The 14,353-nt window shown below is 72.1% G+C and carries 13 protein-coding genes; 9 read left to right on the forward strand and 4 right to left on the reverse strand.

The window, feature by feature from the left end; translation table 11 throughout:
• Positions 1–156: 156 nt before the first annotated feature.
• Positions 157–990 (forward strand): alpha/beta fold hydrolase, encoded by an 834-nt coding sequence (locus tag B1H29_RS01935; RefSeq protein WP_055421427.1) that lies wholly within the window; start codon positions 157–159, stop codon positions 988–990.
• A 97-nt stretch (positions 991–1,087) separates the two neighbouring features.
• On the opposite strand, the gene B1H29_RS01940 is transcribed toward B1H29_RS01935, so the two are convergent.
• Positions 1,088–1,291, reverse strand: a complete 204-nt coding sequence (locus B1H29_RS01940; protein ID WP_003978336.1) for a cold-shock protein — start codon at positions 1,289–1,291, stop codon at positions 1,088–1,090.
• A 542-nt stretch (positions 1,292–1,833) separates the two neighbouring features.
• On the opposite strand from B1H29_RS01940, the gene B1H29_RS37915 reads away from it, so the two are divergent.
• The 3 genes from B1H29_RS37915 (at position 1,834) to B1H29_RS01955 (ending at position 4,708) form a co-directional block, all read left to right on the forward strand.
• Complete coding sequence (locus B1H29_RS37915) at positions 1,834–1,995, forward strand: hypothetical protein (protein ID WP_159027762.1); 162 nt, start codon at positions 1,834–1,836, stop codon at positions 1,993–1,995.
• 126 nt (positions 1,996–2,121) lie between these two features.
• Positions 2,122–2,886 (forward strand): L,D-transpeptidase family protein, encoded by a 765-nt coding sequence (locus tag B1H29_RS01950; protein WP_055421426.1) that lies wholly within the window; start codon positions 2,122–2,124, stop codon positions 2,884–2,886.
• Between the two features lie 736 nt (positions 2,887–3,622).
• Positions 3,623–4,708: a GNAT family N-acetyltransferase gene (locus B1H29_RS01955; protein ID WP_055421425.1), complete on the forward strand. Its 1,086-nt coding sequence runs from the start codon at positions 3,623–3,625 to the stop codon at positions 4,706–4,708.
• A gap of 94 nt (positions 4,709–4,802) precedes the next feature.
• Here B1H29_RS01955 and B1H29_RS01960 read toward each other — a convergent pair whose 3' ends face one another.
• The gene (locus B1H29_RS01960; protein WP_055421424.1) at positions 4,803–6,224 is read right to left on the reverse strand and encodes a Gfo/Idh/MocA family protein; all 1,422 of its coding nucleotides are present in this window, start codon (positions 6,222–6,224) and stop codon (positions 4,803–4,805) included.
• Positions 6,225–6,445: 221 nt separating this feature from the next.
• Positions 6,446–7,291, reverse strand: coding sequence for a GntR family transcriptional regulator (locus tag B1H29_RS01965; RefSeq protein WP_055421423.1), 846 nt, complete (start codon positions 7,289–7,291; stop codon positions 6,446–6,448).
• A 268-nt stretch (positions 7,292–7,559) separates the two neighbouring features.
• Between B1H29_RS01965 and B1H29_RS01970 the strand changes: the two genes are divergently transcribed.
• The 5 genes from B1H29_RS01970 (at position 7,560) to B1H29_RS01990 (ending at position 13,852) form a co-directional block, all read left to right on the forward strand.
• On the forward strand, positions 7,560–8,822 hold the full coding sequence (locus B1H29_RS01970) for an extracellular solute-binding protein (RefSeq protein ID WP_055421422.1): 1,263 nt from the start codon (positions 7,560–7,562) through the stop codon (positions 8,820–8,822).
• Between the two features lie 37 nt (positions 8,823–8,859).
• The gene (locus B1H29_RS01975) at positions 8,860–9,840 is read left to right on the forward strand and encodes a carbohydrate ABC transporter permease (RefSeq protein WP_055421421.1); all 981 of its coding nucleotides are present in this window, start codon (positions 8,860–8,862) and stop codon (positions 9,838–9,840) included.
• Complete coding sequence (locus B1H29_RS01980) at positions 9,837–10,688, forward strand: carbohydrate ABC transporter permease (RefSeq protein WP_055421420.1); 852 nt, start codon at positions 9,837–9,839, stop codon at positions 10,686–10,688. Before B1H29_RS01975 ends, B1H29_RS01980 begins: the two co-directional genes overlap by 4 nt.
• Positions 10,689–10,744: 56 nt before the next feature.
• Positions 10,745–12,322, forward strand: a complete 1,578-nt coding sequence (locus B1H29_RS01985) for a beta-N-acetylhexosaminidase (protein ID WP_055421419.1) — start codon at positions 10,745–10,747, stop codon at positions 12,320–12,322.
• A 99-nt stretch (positions 12,323–12,421) separates the two neighbouring features.
• Complete coding sequence (locus B1H29_RS01990) at positions 12,422–13,852, forward strand: cellulose binding domain-containing protein (RefSeq protein WP_055421418.1); 1,431 nt, start codon at positions 12,422–12,424, stop codon at positions 13,850–13,852.
• Between the two features lie 16 nt (positions 13,853–13,868).
• Here the strand turns inward: B1H29_RS01990 and B1H29_RS01995 are convergent, their stop codons facing one another.
• Complete coding sequence (locus tag B1H29_RS01995; RefSeq protein WP_055421417.1) at positions 13,869–14,090, reverse strand: hypothetical protein; 222 nt, start codon at positions 14,088–14,090, stop codon at positions 13,869–13,871.
• Positions 14,091–14,353 lie beyond the last annotated feature (263 nt).

Raw genomic sequence — 14,353 nt, forward strand, 5'->3', positions numbered from 1 at the left:
TCGACGGGCGGCTCCGGTGACGCGGTCCGCGGTCGCCCCCGGCGGGCTCGGGCCGGCACGCCCCCTCACCGGCGCCCGGCCCGCCCGGCCAACCCGGCCCGCCCGGCCTGCCTGAGCGACCCGGCCCGCCTGAGCGGCCGACCGAAAGGAGTACCCATGACCGGATGGCCGTTGCCCGAGACGTTCCGCAGCGGTTCCGGGGCCGTTCGCTGGAACCGGCTGGGCGGAGCGGACCGGCCGCCGCTGGTCCTGCTGCACGGCACGCCGTTCTCCTCGTACGTCTGGCGTGCGGTGGCCCGCTCGCTGGCCCGCGACCATCAGGTGTTCGTCTGGGACATGCCCGGCTACGGCATGTCGGAGAAGTACGCGGGCCAGGACGTGTCCCTGGCCGCCCAGGGCCGGGTCTTCACCGAGCTACTGGACCACTGGGGCCTGGCGGAGCCCCTCGTGGTCGCCCACGACTTCGGCGGCGCCGTCGCGCTGCGCGCCCACCTGCTGCACGGCGCCGGCTACCGGGCCCTCGCCCTCGTCGATCCGGTCGCGCTGGCGCCGTGGGGATCGCCGTTCTTCCGGCTGGTCGGCGACCACGCGGAGGTCTTCGAGGAGCTGCCGCCCGCGCTCCATCGCGCTCTGGTGCGTGAGTACGTCGCTTCCGCCAGCAGCCCGGGACTGCGTCCCATGGTGCTGGACCGGCTCGTCGAGCCCTGGCTGGGCGAGTCGGGGCAGCCGGCCTTCTACCGGCAGATCGCCCAGGCCGACCAGCGTCACACCGACGAGATCCAGGAGCGGTACTCCGCGATCGGCGTCCCGACGTTGGTCTGCTGGGGCGAGGACGACACGTGGATCCCCGTGGCGAAAGGACGCGAACTCGCCGCCGCCGTCCCCGGCGCCCGGTGGGAGCCGATCGCCCATGCGGGCCATCTCGTGCAGGAGGACGCGCCGTCCGAGCTGACGGCCGCGCTCCTCGCCTTTCTGCGGCACGTCGCCTGACGGCCGCGGCGCGCGAACGCCGCCGCGGACACCGGGGCACGGTGCCCGGGAACCGATCGGTTCCCGGGCACCGTGCCCCGTTTCGGCGGTCTCCCGGTCAGGCGGGGGTGATGTTCTCCGCCTGCGGGCCCTTCTGGCCCTGGGTGATGTCGAAGGTGACGGCCTGGCCTTCCTGCAGCTCGCGGTAGCCCTGGGCGTTGATGTTGGAGTAGTGCGCGAAGACGTCGGGACCGCCGCCGTCCTGCGCGATGAAGCCGAAGCCCTTTTCAGAGTTGAACCACTTGACGGTTCCGCTGGCCATGCCTTTGCCTTTCAGCCGATATCGGATCCGCACCGTGCGAACCCGGAGGTGGTCGTCCTGGTCCTCCGGCATTGCACAGCAAACCGCCCGCACTCCGGCGCGGGCGGTCTGGGCGAACCACGACATCTGCTGCTGACGCTACACGGCATGTCCGAGCCTCACCAGTGAGTAAGGGGTGTGAGCGGCAACGATGTTGCGAACCGGGGCCTGTGACGGCGTGCCGGAGTGTCGTCACATTCCGGTCATCAGCCGCGCATGGCGCAGGAGGCGTTCTTCGACCTGCTCCGCGGTGGCGGCTCCGGAGAGGAAGTCGATGCCGTAGCCGTCCACCAGGGCCACCAAAGTGCGCGTGTACCTGGTCGCGACGGGCCATGACGCTGACGGCGGCCGGCTACGGCGAAGTTGGGCAGGCGAGCACCGGCCGTCTGATGTACGTGGTGTCGCGTGATCGCCACCTGGTTCCGCCATCGCCGGGGCGGCACCGCGCTGACCGTCCTGACCCACGTCGTCCTGCCGTCCTCGGGGCCGCTGCCGACGTGTACATGCCGACCGAACTGAACAACACGGCCGTACTGCTCGGCAGCGCCTGGCTCGTCCTCGGCATCGCGTATCCGGGCATGCCGACCCGCGGGTTCCGGCGGGAGCCTCCCGAACCGCGTCCGAAGGCCGGGGAACACGCGGTCGGGGCGGCCGCCTCGCAGTGATCCGTGGGAGCGCCCGCGCCCTCACTCTTCCCTGCGCCGAACGGGGGAGACGGCGAGGCGGCCGCACCACCCGGTTCCGTGAGTGGTCTAGCAATGAGTAGTCCACACACGGAGTCGGAGATCGATATGACCGTCAGGAAAGCGCTGGCCCTGGTGATCGGCGCTGTCATGTGCACCGGCGTGCTGGGGACCGGCTGCGCCCAGCAGCCGTCGGGCGCCTCCTCCCCGGCCTCGCCGAGGCCCGGCAGCTCGGCGTCACAGCCGGCGTCGCCCCGGCCCGCGCCCCCGCGCTCCTTTCCCCGCCCCCTCCCCGGCCTCGGACCGGCGACGCGGGCCCGGGTCCCGGACGCCTCCCGGCAGGCGCTGGTGGTCACGGGCCCGACGGAGAGTTCGTACGAGGCGCAGGCGGTGCTCTACGAGCAGTACCCCGTGCAGGGCTGGCGCGCCGTCGCCGGCCCGTGGCCCGCCCACAACGGCCTGCGCGGCTGGACCGACGAGCACGAGGCGGGCGACCTGCACACGCCCATCGGCGTCTTCCGTCTCAGTGACGCCGGGGGCAGGCTGCCCGACCCGGGCACCCGGCTCCCCTACGACCAGGACCCTGAGTTCGCCGTGTCGGGCACCGGGCATCTCGGCGAGCCGCTGGAGGGTTCCTTCGACTACGTGATCGCCATCGACTACAACCGCGTGCCCGGCACCACCCCCCTGGACAAGACCCGCCCGCTGGGTGAGGACAAGGGCGGCGGCGTCTGGATCCACGTGGACCACGACGGGCCGACCAACGCCTGCGTCTCCCTGAGCGAGGAGCACATGCGCACGTTGCTCAACGCCCTGGAACCGGACAAGGAGCCGGTCGTCGTCATGGGCCCCGAGTCGGTCCTGAGGCGGTGACACGGCCCCGGCAGGCGTCCACCCGCCGTAGACGCCCGGTGCGAAACGGCAACGGAGCGCTGAGTCCCCGGGCCGAGCCGGGCGTACCGGTTCGTCTCACGCGGGCTTGACTGAGCGGGTCGCGCTCGGCCTACTGGAGGCACGACGGGGCGGATTCGGGGGACTGGTCCAGTGTCGGCCCGTATGTCAGCCCCCGGCCGGGACGCAGGTCAGGAGTCCGACAGTGCGGCGTCGATGGGCAGCGGCGGCAGTTGTGCTGACATGGGCGCTGCTGTACGCCGTAGCCCCTCGGCCGCCGGGGTCCGCGGCGCCGGGTCCGGACCGGGCCACGACGGCAGTGCCGGCGACAGCGACAGCGACGGCGACGGCGACAGCGACGGCCGAGGAGGCCGGGGAATCGGGCCCGGGTGAAGCGGATCCGGCGCTCCGCCACGTCGCCGTCCGGTCGCCGAGGGCCGCGGAGGCGGTCGGGGCGGACGACGGCGCCGCCCCGTGTGTCCCGGCGCGGGCCGGCGCCGCGGGCCAGGGCGGCGGCACGGACCTTCGCCGCACGGGACCGGCGGGCGGGCCGGGAGCGGGCGGGGGCGCCCGAGGAGCACCCGAGCTGCGAACGTTTCGCTGCTGAGCGGCAGTACCGACAGGGCCTGCGCCGCGCGGCCTGAGTGCTGCCCCACCGCAGCGCGGTGCCAGCAGGCCTTCGTGTGTCCGGAATCCCGATGACGCAGGAGGCGGGCGAGTGTCCAGAAGGCGCATAGACGTGGTCGGGCCGGGCGAGCTCGGCGCGGACGACCAGAAGATCTGGCGGGAGCTCAGGGCCGCCTCCGGAGCTCCGGCGAATCCGTTCCTGGACCCGGCGTTCACCGCCGCTGTGGGACGGGTGAGGCCGCGGGCCGCGGTAGCGGTGCTGCGGGAGGACGGTTTCCCGGTCGGGTACTTCCCGCACGAGCGGGGCGTCGCGGGACGCGGGCGGGCCATCGGACTCGGAGTGTCGGACAGCCAGGGCGCCGTGCTGCGCGAGGGCATCCGCCTCGACGCCCACGCGCTGCTGCGGGCCTGCGCCCTCTCGTCCTGGGAGTTCGACAGTCTCGAGGCCGGCCAGGACCCGTTCCTACCCCACGCGACCGAGGAACTGGCCTCCCCCGTCGTCGGCCTCGGTGCCGGATTCCGGCCGTACCTGGAGAGCCTGCGCCGGAACTCGCCGGGCTTCCTCAAACAGACCCTCGCCAAGGAGCGCAGACTCGCCCGGCAGGTCGGCGCGGTGCGGTTCGTGTACGACGACCCGGACCCCGGCGCGTTGCGGGCGCTCATGCGGTGGAAGTCCGCCCAGTACCGGCGAACGGGCCGGCGGGACCGGTTCGCGCAGGCGTGGATCACCCGGCTGGTGGAGTTGCTCGCCCGGAGCGACGACCCCGAGTGCCGAGGAGTGCTGTCCGTGCTCTACGCCGCGGACCGGCCCGTGGCCGCCCACTTCGGCCTGCGCTCGCCCACGGTGCTTTCCTGGTGGTTCCCGGCGTACGACCGCGCGTACGGCAAGTACTCCCCCGGGGTCCTGCTGCTGTTGCGGATGCTGGAGGCGGCCGCCGCCGACGGGATCGAGCTGGTCGACCTGGGCAGCGGGCCGGCCCGCTACAAGGAGTCGTTCAAGACGCGCGACCTCAGGGTGCACGCCGGCGCCGTGGTACGCCCGGGGCCGGGCGGCGCCCTCTACCGGTTGGGCCGGGAACCGGTACGAGCCGCCCGCCGATTCGTACGCGACCGGCCGGAACTGGCCCGCACCGCCGCCCGGACACTGGAGGAACTGGGCCGGTTGCGCGCCCGCTGACGCCGCGTCGGACGCGCACGCCGGTGGATCGCGCCGGGAGATCCCGCCGCGGCTGCTCGTGGTGCCGCGGCGGGGCCGTGCCGTCCGTCTCCGGTCAGCCGACGGGCGGCATGTCGGTGGGCGCCGAGTCGAGTCCGGGCCGGCGCTCACGCCAGGCACCGCGGGTGAAGTCGGGGATCTCGACGGGGCGGCCGCCCCTGGCCAGCGACGTGACGCTCAGCGGGACGGGCGAGCACCAGGCGGCCGAGTCGTAGACGTCGATGTCCGGCACCAATCCCGCCCGCATCAGTTGGACGGTGCGCCACTGCAGGACGTAGTCCATGCCGCCGTGGCCGCCGTTGCCCGCGGCGTCGTCGCCGACCTTCTGCCACAGCCAGTGGTCGTACTCCTTGCGGTAGCCCTCGAAATCGCGCCACGTGTGGCCGCTGTGGTCCGGTTCCACGTAGATCCGGGCGCCGGTCGGGGCGGGGCCGGCGTAGTCCTCCACGATGCCGCGGCTGCCGGCGAGGGTGTTGATGCGGCTGTACGGGCGGGGTGAGCTCACGTCGTGCTCCGCCCGGATCGTGCGGCCCTTGTCCGTTTCGATCATGCAGGTGACCAGGTCACCGTTGATGTAGGTCTCTTTCCAGGAGGGGTGGTCCCTCGGCACGAAGCGCGCACGGTAGTCGGCCAGGCCCTTCGGGGCGGTCGCGGTGGCGCGCAGCGTGATCATCCGGTCGCCGCGGTTGATGTCCATGGCCGCCGCGATCGGGGCCAGGCCGTGCATGGGGTAGAAGGACGCGGTGCTGCGGGTGTGCCAGAGCCGCCGCCAGGAGTCGGTGTAGTAGGTGTCGGAGAAGAGGAGTTCGCGCAGGTCGTGCAGGTAGCCGCCGTGGCCGTTGGTGATCTGCCCGAACAGGCCGTCGTGCGCCCCCTTGAGCATGGCCAGCTCGTTGCGGCCGTAGTTGCAGTTCTCCGACAGGAGCAGGTGCCTGCGGGTGCGCTCGGAGGTGTCGACGAGGTCCCAGAGCTGACGCAGTTCCGTCGCGATGGGGAGCTCCACCAGGGCGTGCTTGCCGCTGAGCAGCGCCGCCCTGCCGTGTTCGTAGTGGAACTCCCACGGTGTCGCGACGTACACCAGGTCGACGTCGTCCCGCCGGAGCATCCGGGCGTAGGAGTCGGCGGAGCCGCCGTACTCGGCGGGGCGCGGGTTGCCCTTGTTCTCCAGGCGGTCCGCGGCGCGTTTCGCGCGGTCGGCGCGGATGTCGCAGACCGCGGTCACGGTGCAGCCGGGTACGGCCGCCCAGCCGGTGATCATGCCGCCGCCCCGGTTGCCGAGGCCGATGACACCGACACGGACGGTTCTGTGCGCGTCGAACGGCACGCCGATCATCGACTTCTGGCCGGGCCTGCGGCGAGGCGCCTGCCCGGCCGCCGACGCGGACGGGGCCGAGGCGGTCATCCCGGCCGCGACCGCGCCGGTGGCGACGGCCGAGCCCAGGAGCAGTCGGCGTGAGACAGCGGGCGTTTCGGACATGACGGCAACACTCCTCGTGGGCGGTCGGCATCACGGGCGGGGGCGCGGTCGGGCGTTGTCGGGCACGGTGGAACGCGGCGGAGCACGATGGCACGCGGCGGAGCGCGGTCGAGCCGTCCAGCTCGAGCCTTTCGGGGCAAGACTCTGCGTGCTCAGCCGTTACATGTCAATACGTGCTCGATACAAAGCCGTTTCGAGCAACTCCACGCACCGGAAGGCCGCTACATTCCGTCCTGCACGACCCCGCGCGTCGAGAGCGTGACCGGGTCCCCGTTCGTGAAGTCACCCGGCGGGATGCCCGGATGGTGCCCCTCGCTCGAGGGCGGGGCCTGGTCGCGCGGGCCGAGCGTGAGCCGGGAGACGATGCGGTAGCGGTCGCCGCGGTAGAGGGAGTGCACGTACTCGACCGGACGGCCCCGCGTGTCGGTGGTCAGGCGCTCGAAGAGCAGCGCCGGGGACAGCTCCGGCACGTCGAGCAGGTCGGCCTCCGCGCGGGTCACCACCGTGGGCTCGATCGACTGCACGGCCTCACTCACCCGCACGGCGTGCCGCTCACCCAGGTGGTCGTACAGGTCACCCTGCTCCAGTTCCTCACTGGTCAGGTCCGAGACGAGGTCGGCCGGTACGTGCAGGTACTCGATGGCCATGGGCGAGCCGTCGACCAGCCGCAACCGGGCCACGTAGTGGATCTGCGCCGCCGGCGACATGCGCAGCCTGCGGCCCACGCGGGCGCCCGCGGGCAGGGTACGCACCTCCAGGATCCTGCTGGTCCAGGCGCCCGCGGCCGGCGGAAGACTGAAGGCCCGCCGGCCGGAGACCAGTTCCTGGGTGATCTTCTCGGCGGCGACGAACATGCCCCGGCCGTGCTCGCGCACCAGCAGCCCGGCGAGCACCAGTTCGTCGACCGCGGCACGCAGAGTGGGGCGGGACACCCCGAGTTCGGCACACAGGGCGCGCTCGGAGGGGATCGGGTCCCCCGGGCTCCGTTCCTCGATGAGCTCCAGGATGGCGTCGCGTACACGCTCGCGTTTGAGCACCGCACCGGAGGCGGCGGCGTCGATCTCCATGCAGTACTCCCGTAACTGGTCTGCTGGTCAACCGAGTTTACCTGTCCACATGGGTCGCCAACCAGCCACCCACCGACCCGTCGGGCCGAAATCCCGCTCCTACGCGAGGGGTTGACGCCCTCATTGGTCCATGCCACCTTCGACCAACGCCGACTGGTAAGCCCTCGACCCCTTCACTGGTCAAGTGCGGACGCGCCGTCCCTTGCAGCTCCCCCCAGCCCAGCTCTCACAGCCCAGCTCTCACAGATCCGGCTCCCAGAGGTGAACCGTGAAGTACCGCTCGCTCGCCCTGTTCTCCACGCTGGTGCTCAGCGCCGGGCTCGCCGCCTGCTCCTCGTCCGGCGACGCGTCGGACGAGGCCGGCAGGACGGCCCTCGACGTGTGGCTCATGCGCGACAGCGTCTCGGCCGACTTCCAGAAGCAGTTCGAGACGGGCTTCGAGAAGTCCCGTCCGGACATCGACCTGAAGATACAGATCCAGGAGTGGGAGGGCATCGGCGAGAAGGTCACCGCGGCGCTGGCCAGCAACGACGCCCCCGACGTCATCGAGGTGGGCAACACCCAGGTCGCCCAGTACGCCCAGAGCGGCGGTCTCGCCGACTTCTCGGACCGGGTGGACGAGCTCGGCGGTGACCACTGGCTCGAGGGGCTCGCCGAACCCGGGTCGTACGACGGCAAGCAGTACGGCATCCCGTACTACGCCGCCAACCGGGTCGTGATATACCGCACCGACCTGTTCGAGAAGGCGGGTGTGGACGCCGCCGGGATCAAGACCCGGGACCAGTGGATCGCCGCCACCGGCAAGCTCGACGAGGACGGCACCCAGGGCATCTACCTGCCCGGGCAGAACTGGTACGTCCTCTCCGGCTTCGTCTGGGACGAGGGCGGCGACCTCGCCGTCGAGTCCGGCGGCGAGTGGAAGGGCGGCCTCGACAGTCCCGAGGCACTGCGGGCCATGGACTTCTACCAGCGCCTCCAAGCCCTCGGCAAGGGCCCCAAGGACTCGGACGAGGCCCAGCCGCCGCAGGCGGAGGTCATGGCGAAGGGCCAGATCGCCCAGATCATCGCCGTCCCCGGCGGCGCCAAGGTCATCGAGGAGAAGAACCCCGAACTCAAGGGGAAGCTGGGCTTCTTCCCCGTCCCCGGCAAGACCGCCGACCGGCCGGGTGCCGTCTTCACCGGCGGTTCCGACCTGGTCGTCCCGGCCGTCGCCGGACACCAGGAGGAGGCGTTCGCCTTCATCCGGGAACTGACCGGGGACGCCTGGCAGAAGAAGCTCGCCGTCGCCATGAGCTACGTGCCGAACAAGACCACCCTCGCGGGTGCCGTCTCCGCCGACCCCGGCACCGCCGCCATGGCGGCCGGCGCCGCGAACGGACACGCCACCCCCAACACACCCCAGTGGGCGGCGGTCGAGGCCAAGAACCCGATCAAGGAGTACATGACGGCCGTACTCACCGGTGGGGACGCCAAGACAGAGGCCGCCAAGGCGTCCCGGACGATCACCGAGACGCTCAACAGCGACTCCTGACAGCAGCCGGCCCGACCCCCGAGAGGCAGGAGGCGCCGTGTCGACCGTCCGTGAACGGAGCATGCCGCGCAGGGTGAGCCGCCCGTCGCGTGCCGCCCCCGGGCGTCCGGGCGGGCGCGGCCGGCCCGGCCCGGGCTCCCGGTGGCCGTACCTGCTGATCGCGCCCGCCGTGCTGGGCATGCTCTACCTGCTGGTCTATCCGCTGGCCCGCGCCGTGCTCATCTCCTTCCAGGACTTCCGGCTGCGCCAACTGATCCTCGGCGACGCCGACTTCGTCGGACTGCGCAACTACCAAACCCTGCTGGGCGACCCGCGGTTCTGGGAGGTGGTGCGCCGGACCTTCGTGTTCATGACCGTCAGCGTCGTCGCGATCATGGTCCTGTCCACGCTGGTCGCGCTGATGACCGAGCGGCTCGGCAGGACGGCCAGGACCGTGGTCCTCAGCTCCCTGGTGCTGGTGTGGGCCGTGCCCGTGGTGGCGGCGACCACCGTCTTCCAGTGGCTGTTCCACTCCGAGTTCGGCATCGTCAACGAGACCCTCACCGGCCTCGGCCTCACCTCGTACGAGGGCCGTCCCTGGTTCGCGCACGGCACCAGCGCGTTCGCCATCGTCGTGGTCCTGATCGTCTGGCAGTCCGTGCCGTTCGCCGCGATCACGCTGTACTCGGCCCTGGTCACGGTGCCGGCCGAACTGTACGAGTCGGCGCGGATGGACGGCGCGGGCGGCGTGCGGGTCTTCCGCTCGGTGACGTTCCCGCTGATCAGGCCGATCTTCATGCTGGTCCTGTCCCTCGAAGTGATCTGGACGTTCAAGGCGTTCGTGCAGATCTGGGTGATGACCCGCGGCGGACCGGGCGAGGCCACCACCATCCTGCCGGTGTACGCCGTGCAGACCGCGCTGGCCGGCCAGCGCTACGACCTGGGCTCCGCGGCCTCGATGCTCACGGTCCTGCTGATGAGCGGCGTCCTGGTCCTCTACTTACGTCAACTGTTCCGTCAGGAGGGTGAGCAGCCGTGAGCACCACGCGTCCCTCGGCACGCCGGGCCCTGCGCCGCCTCCCGCTCAACGCCGCCGCCGCGTTCACCGTGGTGATCTGCCTGTTCCCGGTGTACTGGATGGTCACGACCGCGTTCAAACCGTCCACGGACATCCAGTCGTACGATCCCCGCCTGATCCCCCGCGCCTGGACGTTCGACCACTTCCGACGGGCCGTCGGAGCCGACGGATTCGCGCTGTTCTGGCGCAACAGCGTCCTGGTCACGCTGAGCGCGGTGGTGCTCGCCCTGCTGGTCGCCCTCGGCGCCGCCTACGCCGTGGCCCGCATGCGGTGGCGCGGGCGACGGCAGTTCATGCTGGCGGTGTTCATCGCGCAGATGGCGCCCTGGGAGTCGCTGATCATCCCGATCTACATCATCTCCCGCGACACCGGCATGCTCGACCGGCTCCCGACACTCACTCTGATCTACTTCATGATCACGCTGCCGTTCACGGTGGTCGTGCTGCGCGGCTTCATCGCCGGCATCCCCCCGGAGCTGGAGGAGGCCGCACAGGTCGACGGCTGCACCCGGACCGGCGCCTTCCGCAGGGTCGCCTTCCCCCTGCTGGCGCCCGGTCTCATGGCCACCTCGCTGTTCGGCTCCATCACGGCCTGGAACGAGTTCACGTACGCCAACTTCCTCATCATCAAACAGCAGGACAGCCGCACGCTCCCGGTCTGGCTCTCCTCGTTCCAGTCGACCTTCGGCACCGACTGGGGAGCCACCATGGCGGCCTCCACCCTCTTCGCCCTGCCCGCGCTGGTCATCTTCCTGGCCCTGCAACGCCATGTGACGGCGGGGCTGGCCTCGGGAGGCGTCAAGGGCTGATCGCGTACGTCGTTCCCCCACCCGTCGTGCACCGCCCCGACCACCGGAGCCGCCCCGTGGACCTGCCACGCCCCGAACTGGCCCTCGTGCCCCGCCCCCGCCGCGTCTCGACGCGTTCCGGCCGCTTCCGGCTGGACGGCACCACCCGGCTGCGGGTCACCCGGGGAGCCGAAGCGGCCGCGAAACTGCTGCGCGCGCTCCTCGCCCCGGCCACCGGACTGCGGCTGCAGGCGGCCGCCGACGGCGCCTTCGTCCTCGCGCTCGACCCCGCCCTGACCGGCCTCGGCGACGAGGGCTACGGCCTGACCGTGAGCCCCAAGGGGGCCCTGCTGCGCGCCGCCCGTCCGGCCGGACTGCTGCGCGGAGTGCAGACGGTGCGGCAGCTCCTGCCCTACGAGGCCCTGTCCGAACGGCCGGTGCGCGGTGTGCCCTGGGAGCTGCCCGCCGTGGAGATCACCGACGTACCCCGTCATGCCTGGCGCGGCTCCATGCTCGACGTGGCCCGGCATTTCCAGCCGGTGTCGTACCTGCGGCGCTACGTCGACCTGCTGGCACTGCACAAGCTGAACGTCTTCCACCTCCATCTCACCGACGACCAGGGCTGGCGGATGCCGGTGGCCGCCTACCCGCGGCTCACCGAGGTCGGCGGCCGGCGGCCGGAGTCGATGGCCGGCCCGGCCGGCAGCGACCGGTTCGACGGCGTGCCGCACGTCGGCGCGTACACCCGGGCGGAACTGCGCGAACTGGTCGCGTACGCGGCCGAACGCGGGGTGAGCGTGCTCCCGGAGACCGGTGTGCCCGGCCACGTCCGCGCCGCCCTGGCCGCCCACCCGGAGTTGGGCACCGACCCCGCGCGCCGCCTGGACGTGTGGACGCGCTGGGGCGTGTGCGAGAACGTCCTCGGCACCGACGACCACGTACTGGACTTCTTCCGCACCGTCCTTGACGAGGTGATGGACGTGTTCCCCTCGCCGTACGTCCACATCGGCGGTGACGAATGCCCCACCGCGGAATGGGAGCGCAGCCCGGCGGCTCGGGCCCGCGCCGCCCGTGAAGGGCTGCCGGGGCCCCGCGCGCTGCATCCGTGGTTCATCGCCCGCATGGCCGAGCACCTCGTGCGCGCGGGGCGCCGGCCGGTCGTCTGGGCCGAGAACGGTGTCACCCTCCCGCTCGACTGCACGGTGATGAGCTGGCGCGAACCCGGGCACGGCCACGCGGCGGCGGAGCGCGGGCACCAGGTCGTGCACACCGACCACCGCGCCACCTACTTCGACTACGCGCGCGGCCACGGCCCGCAGGAACCGCCCGCCCAGCCCGGCGCGGTCGTCGACCTGCGTGCGGTGTACGGCGTCGACCTCGCACCGCCGACGCGGGACCCGGCGGCCGCGTCCCGAGTACTCGGCGCCCAGGGCCAGTTGTGGACGGAGTTCGTCCGGACGCCCGCGCACATCGAGTACCTCACGTACCCCCGGCTGTGCGCGCTCGCCGAGCGGGTCTGGGACGGCACGTCGGGCTGGCGGGACTTCGCCGCCCGGCTGGCCGGACACCGGGCCCGGCTGGACGCCCTGAACGTCCCGCACGCCGACCCGCCGGCCACCGTACCCGTGCCGCCCCGGGTCGGCGGTCTGCGCTGAGCACCCGGTGCCGGGCCGGTTCACCGTCGTATCCCCCCACTCCACGCACCACCCGACCGTGCTTCCGCGCAGGCGGGAGCCATACCGAAAGGATCCCGGATGAGAACCCGCCCCACCGTCGGCCGCGCCCGCCTGGCGCTCGCCCTGGCGGCCCTCCTGGGCGGCGGTGCCCTGACCGCCCTGCCCGCCCAGGCCGCCGCCACGGCCGACGGTCTCACCGTCCAGTACCGCACCAGCGCGAGCGGAGCCACCGCCGACCAGACGGAACCCTGGCTCAAGGTCCGCAACACCGGCACCTCCGCCGTGCAGCTCAGCCAGGTGAAGATCCGCTACTACTTCAAGGCGGACGCGCCGAACGCCTCCTACCGCTTCGCCTGTTCCTGGGCGGTGCGCGGCTGTTCCGCCGTCACCGGCGCGTTCGGCACGCTGAGCAACCCCACCTCGACGGCCGACCGCTACCTGGAGATCGGTTTCACCCCGGCGGCCGGGACCCTGGCCCCCGGCGCGGACACCGGTGACATGCAGCTCCGCTTCCACCAGACCAACTGGCAGACGGTCCGGCAGAGCGACGACTACTCGTTCGACGGCGCCCAGACCGCGTACGCCGACTGGGACAAGGTCACCGCCCAGCTCGACGGCGCCACCGTGTGGGGCGCGGCTCCCGAGGGCAACGACCCCACGGACCCGACCGATCCGCCCGACCCGACGGACCCGCCCGGCGGCGGACAGTCACTGTTCGACGACTTCGAGTACAGCTCGCACACGGACCCCGACATCTCCGCGCACGGCTGGAGCGTGCGCTCCAACTCCGGCGGGCCCGGAGTCCCCGGCGCCACCTGGGACCCGTCCAAGGTCACCTTCGTCGCCGCCGACGGCAACTCGGTGATGAACCTGGAGACGTCCACGGCGGGCACCGGTGCGTCCACCACGCACACCGAGGTACTCACCAAGGCGATGAAGTTCAAGAACGGCACCTACGCGGCGCGCGTGAGGTTCTCCGACGCCCCACGGTCGGGGCCCGACGGGGACCACCTGGTGCAGACGTTCTTCACCATCAACGACCTCAAGGCCCCGATGGCCGACGACTACGCCGAGTACGACTTCGAGTACCTGCCGAACGGAGGTTGGGGCGAGCCGTCGAACATCCTGTACACGACCTCCTGGGAGACCTACGACCCCGAGCCCTGGCAGGCCGTCAACCAGCACTCGGAGCAGCGCCGGAGCTACGCGGGCTGGCACGACCTCGTCGTCACCATCGACGACAGCGCCATCACGTACTACGTGGACGGGCAGCACTTCGGCACGCATGACGCCCGCTACCTGCCCGAGCGGCCGATGTCGATCAACTTCAACCAGTGGCTGATCGACCTCAACGGCCAGACGTCGACGACCCCGCGCGCCTACGACCAGCAGGTCGACTACGTCCTGCACGTCAAGGACCAGGTGCTGAGCCCGGCTGAGGTCGCCGCGAAGGTCACCGGGTACCGTGCGGCCGGCACGGACTTCGTGGACGAGGTCCCCGCGTCCTGAGCCCCGGCGGGGACGGTCAGAACAGCCGCTCCTGGGCGGACGAGGGCCGTCCCCGCCGGTTGCGGCGCGGGGTGCTCGATGCGGGCGCCGTGTCCCCGAACAGGGGGGCCGTGCCGTATTCGTCCGGCTCGGCCGGGACGGTCGTGGGTCCCGTGGCCACGTTGAGGACCAGTGGGGCGTCCCGGTCGAAATCGCCCGGCGTCATCGCCACCCACTCACGGTCCTGCCGCTCACCCACGCACCGACACCTCTCTCGCGCCGCCCTCGCGACCACGCGACGCTACCAGCCCCGCGCCGGCCCGGTGATCACGGCTCCCGCCCGGCTCGCTTCCATCGTTCCCGGATGGCCGGCAGACGACGCGTCCCGATTGGCCTGGGGTGCCACCCGCGCACCCACCGCGTCGTCCGGGCCGCGGGCCGGGCCCGCCGCGGCGGCTCGGTGGTCACGATCGGGGCGTGCCCCCGTCCGGGCCGGGTCCGGCGCCGGCCGGCCGGGGCGGT

This window comes from Streptomyces pactum (assembly GCF_002005225.1).
GTDB classification, from domain to species: Bacteria; Actinomycetota; Actinomycetes; order Streptomycetales; family Streptomycetaceae; genus Streptomyces; species Streptomyces pactum_A.

Excerpts from the sequence above, each read along its gene's own strand:
- B1H29_RS01935 (WP_055421427.1), top strand. The coding sequence starts at position 157 with ATGACCGGATGGCCGTTGCCCGAGACGTTCCGCAGCGGTTCCGGGGCC.
- B1H29_RS01940 (WP_003978336.1), bottom strand. The coding sequence starts at position 1,291 with ATGGCCAGCGGAACCGTCAAGTGGTTCAACTCTGAAAAGGGCTTCGGC.
- B1H29_RS37915 (WP_159027762.1), top strand. The coding sequence starts at position 1,834 with ATGCCGACCGAACTGAACAACACGGCCGTACTGCTCGGCAGCGCCTGG.
- B1H29_RS01950 (WP_055421426.1), top strand. The coding sequence starts at position 2,122 with ATGACCGTCAGGAAAGCGCTGGCCCTGGTGATCGGCGCTGTCATGTGC.
- B1H29_RS01960 (WP_055421424.1), bottom strand. The coding sequence starts at position 6,224 with ATGTCCGAAACGCCCGCTGTCTCACGCCGACTGCTCCTGGGCTCGGCC.
- B1H29_RS01965 (WP_055421423.1), bottom strand. The coding sequence starts at position 7,291 with ATGGAGATCGACGCCGCCGCCTCCGGTGCGGTGCTCAAACGCGAGCGT.
- B1H29_RS01990 (WP_055421418.1), top strand. The coding sequence starts at position 12,422 with ATGAGAACCCGCCCCACCGTCGGCCGCGCCCGCCTGGCGCTCGCCCTG.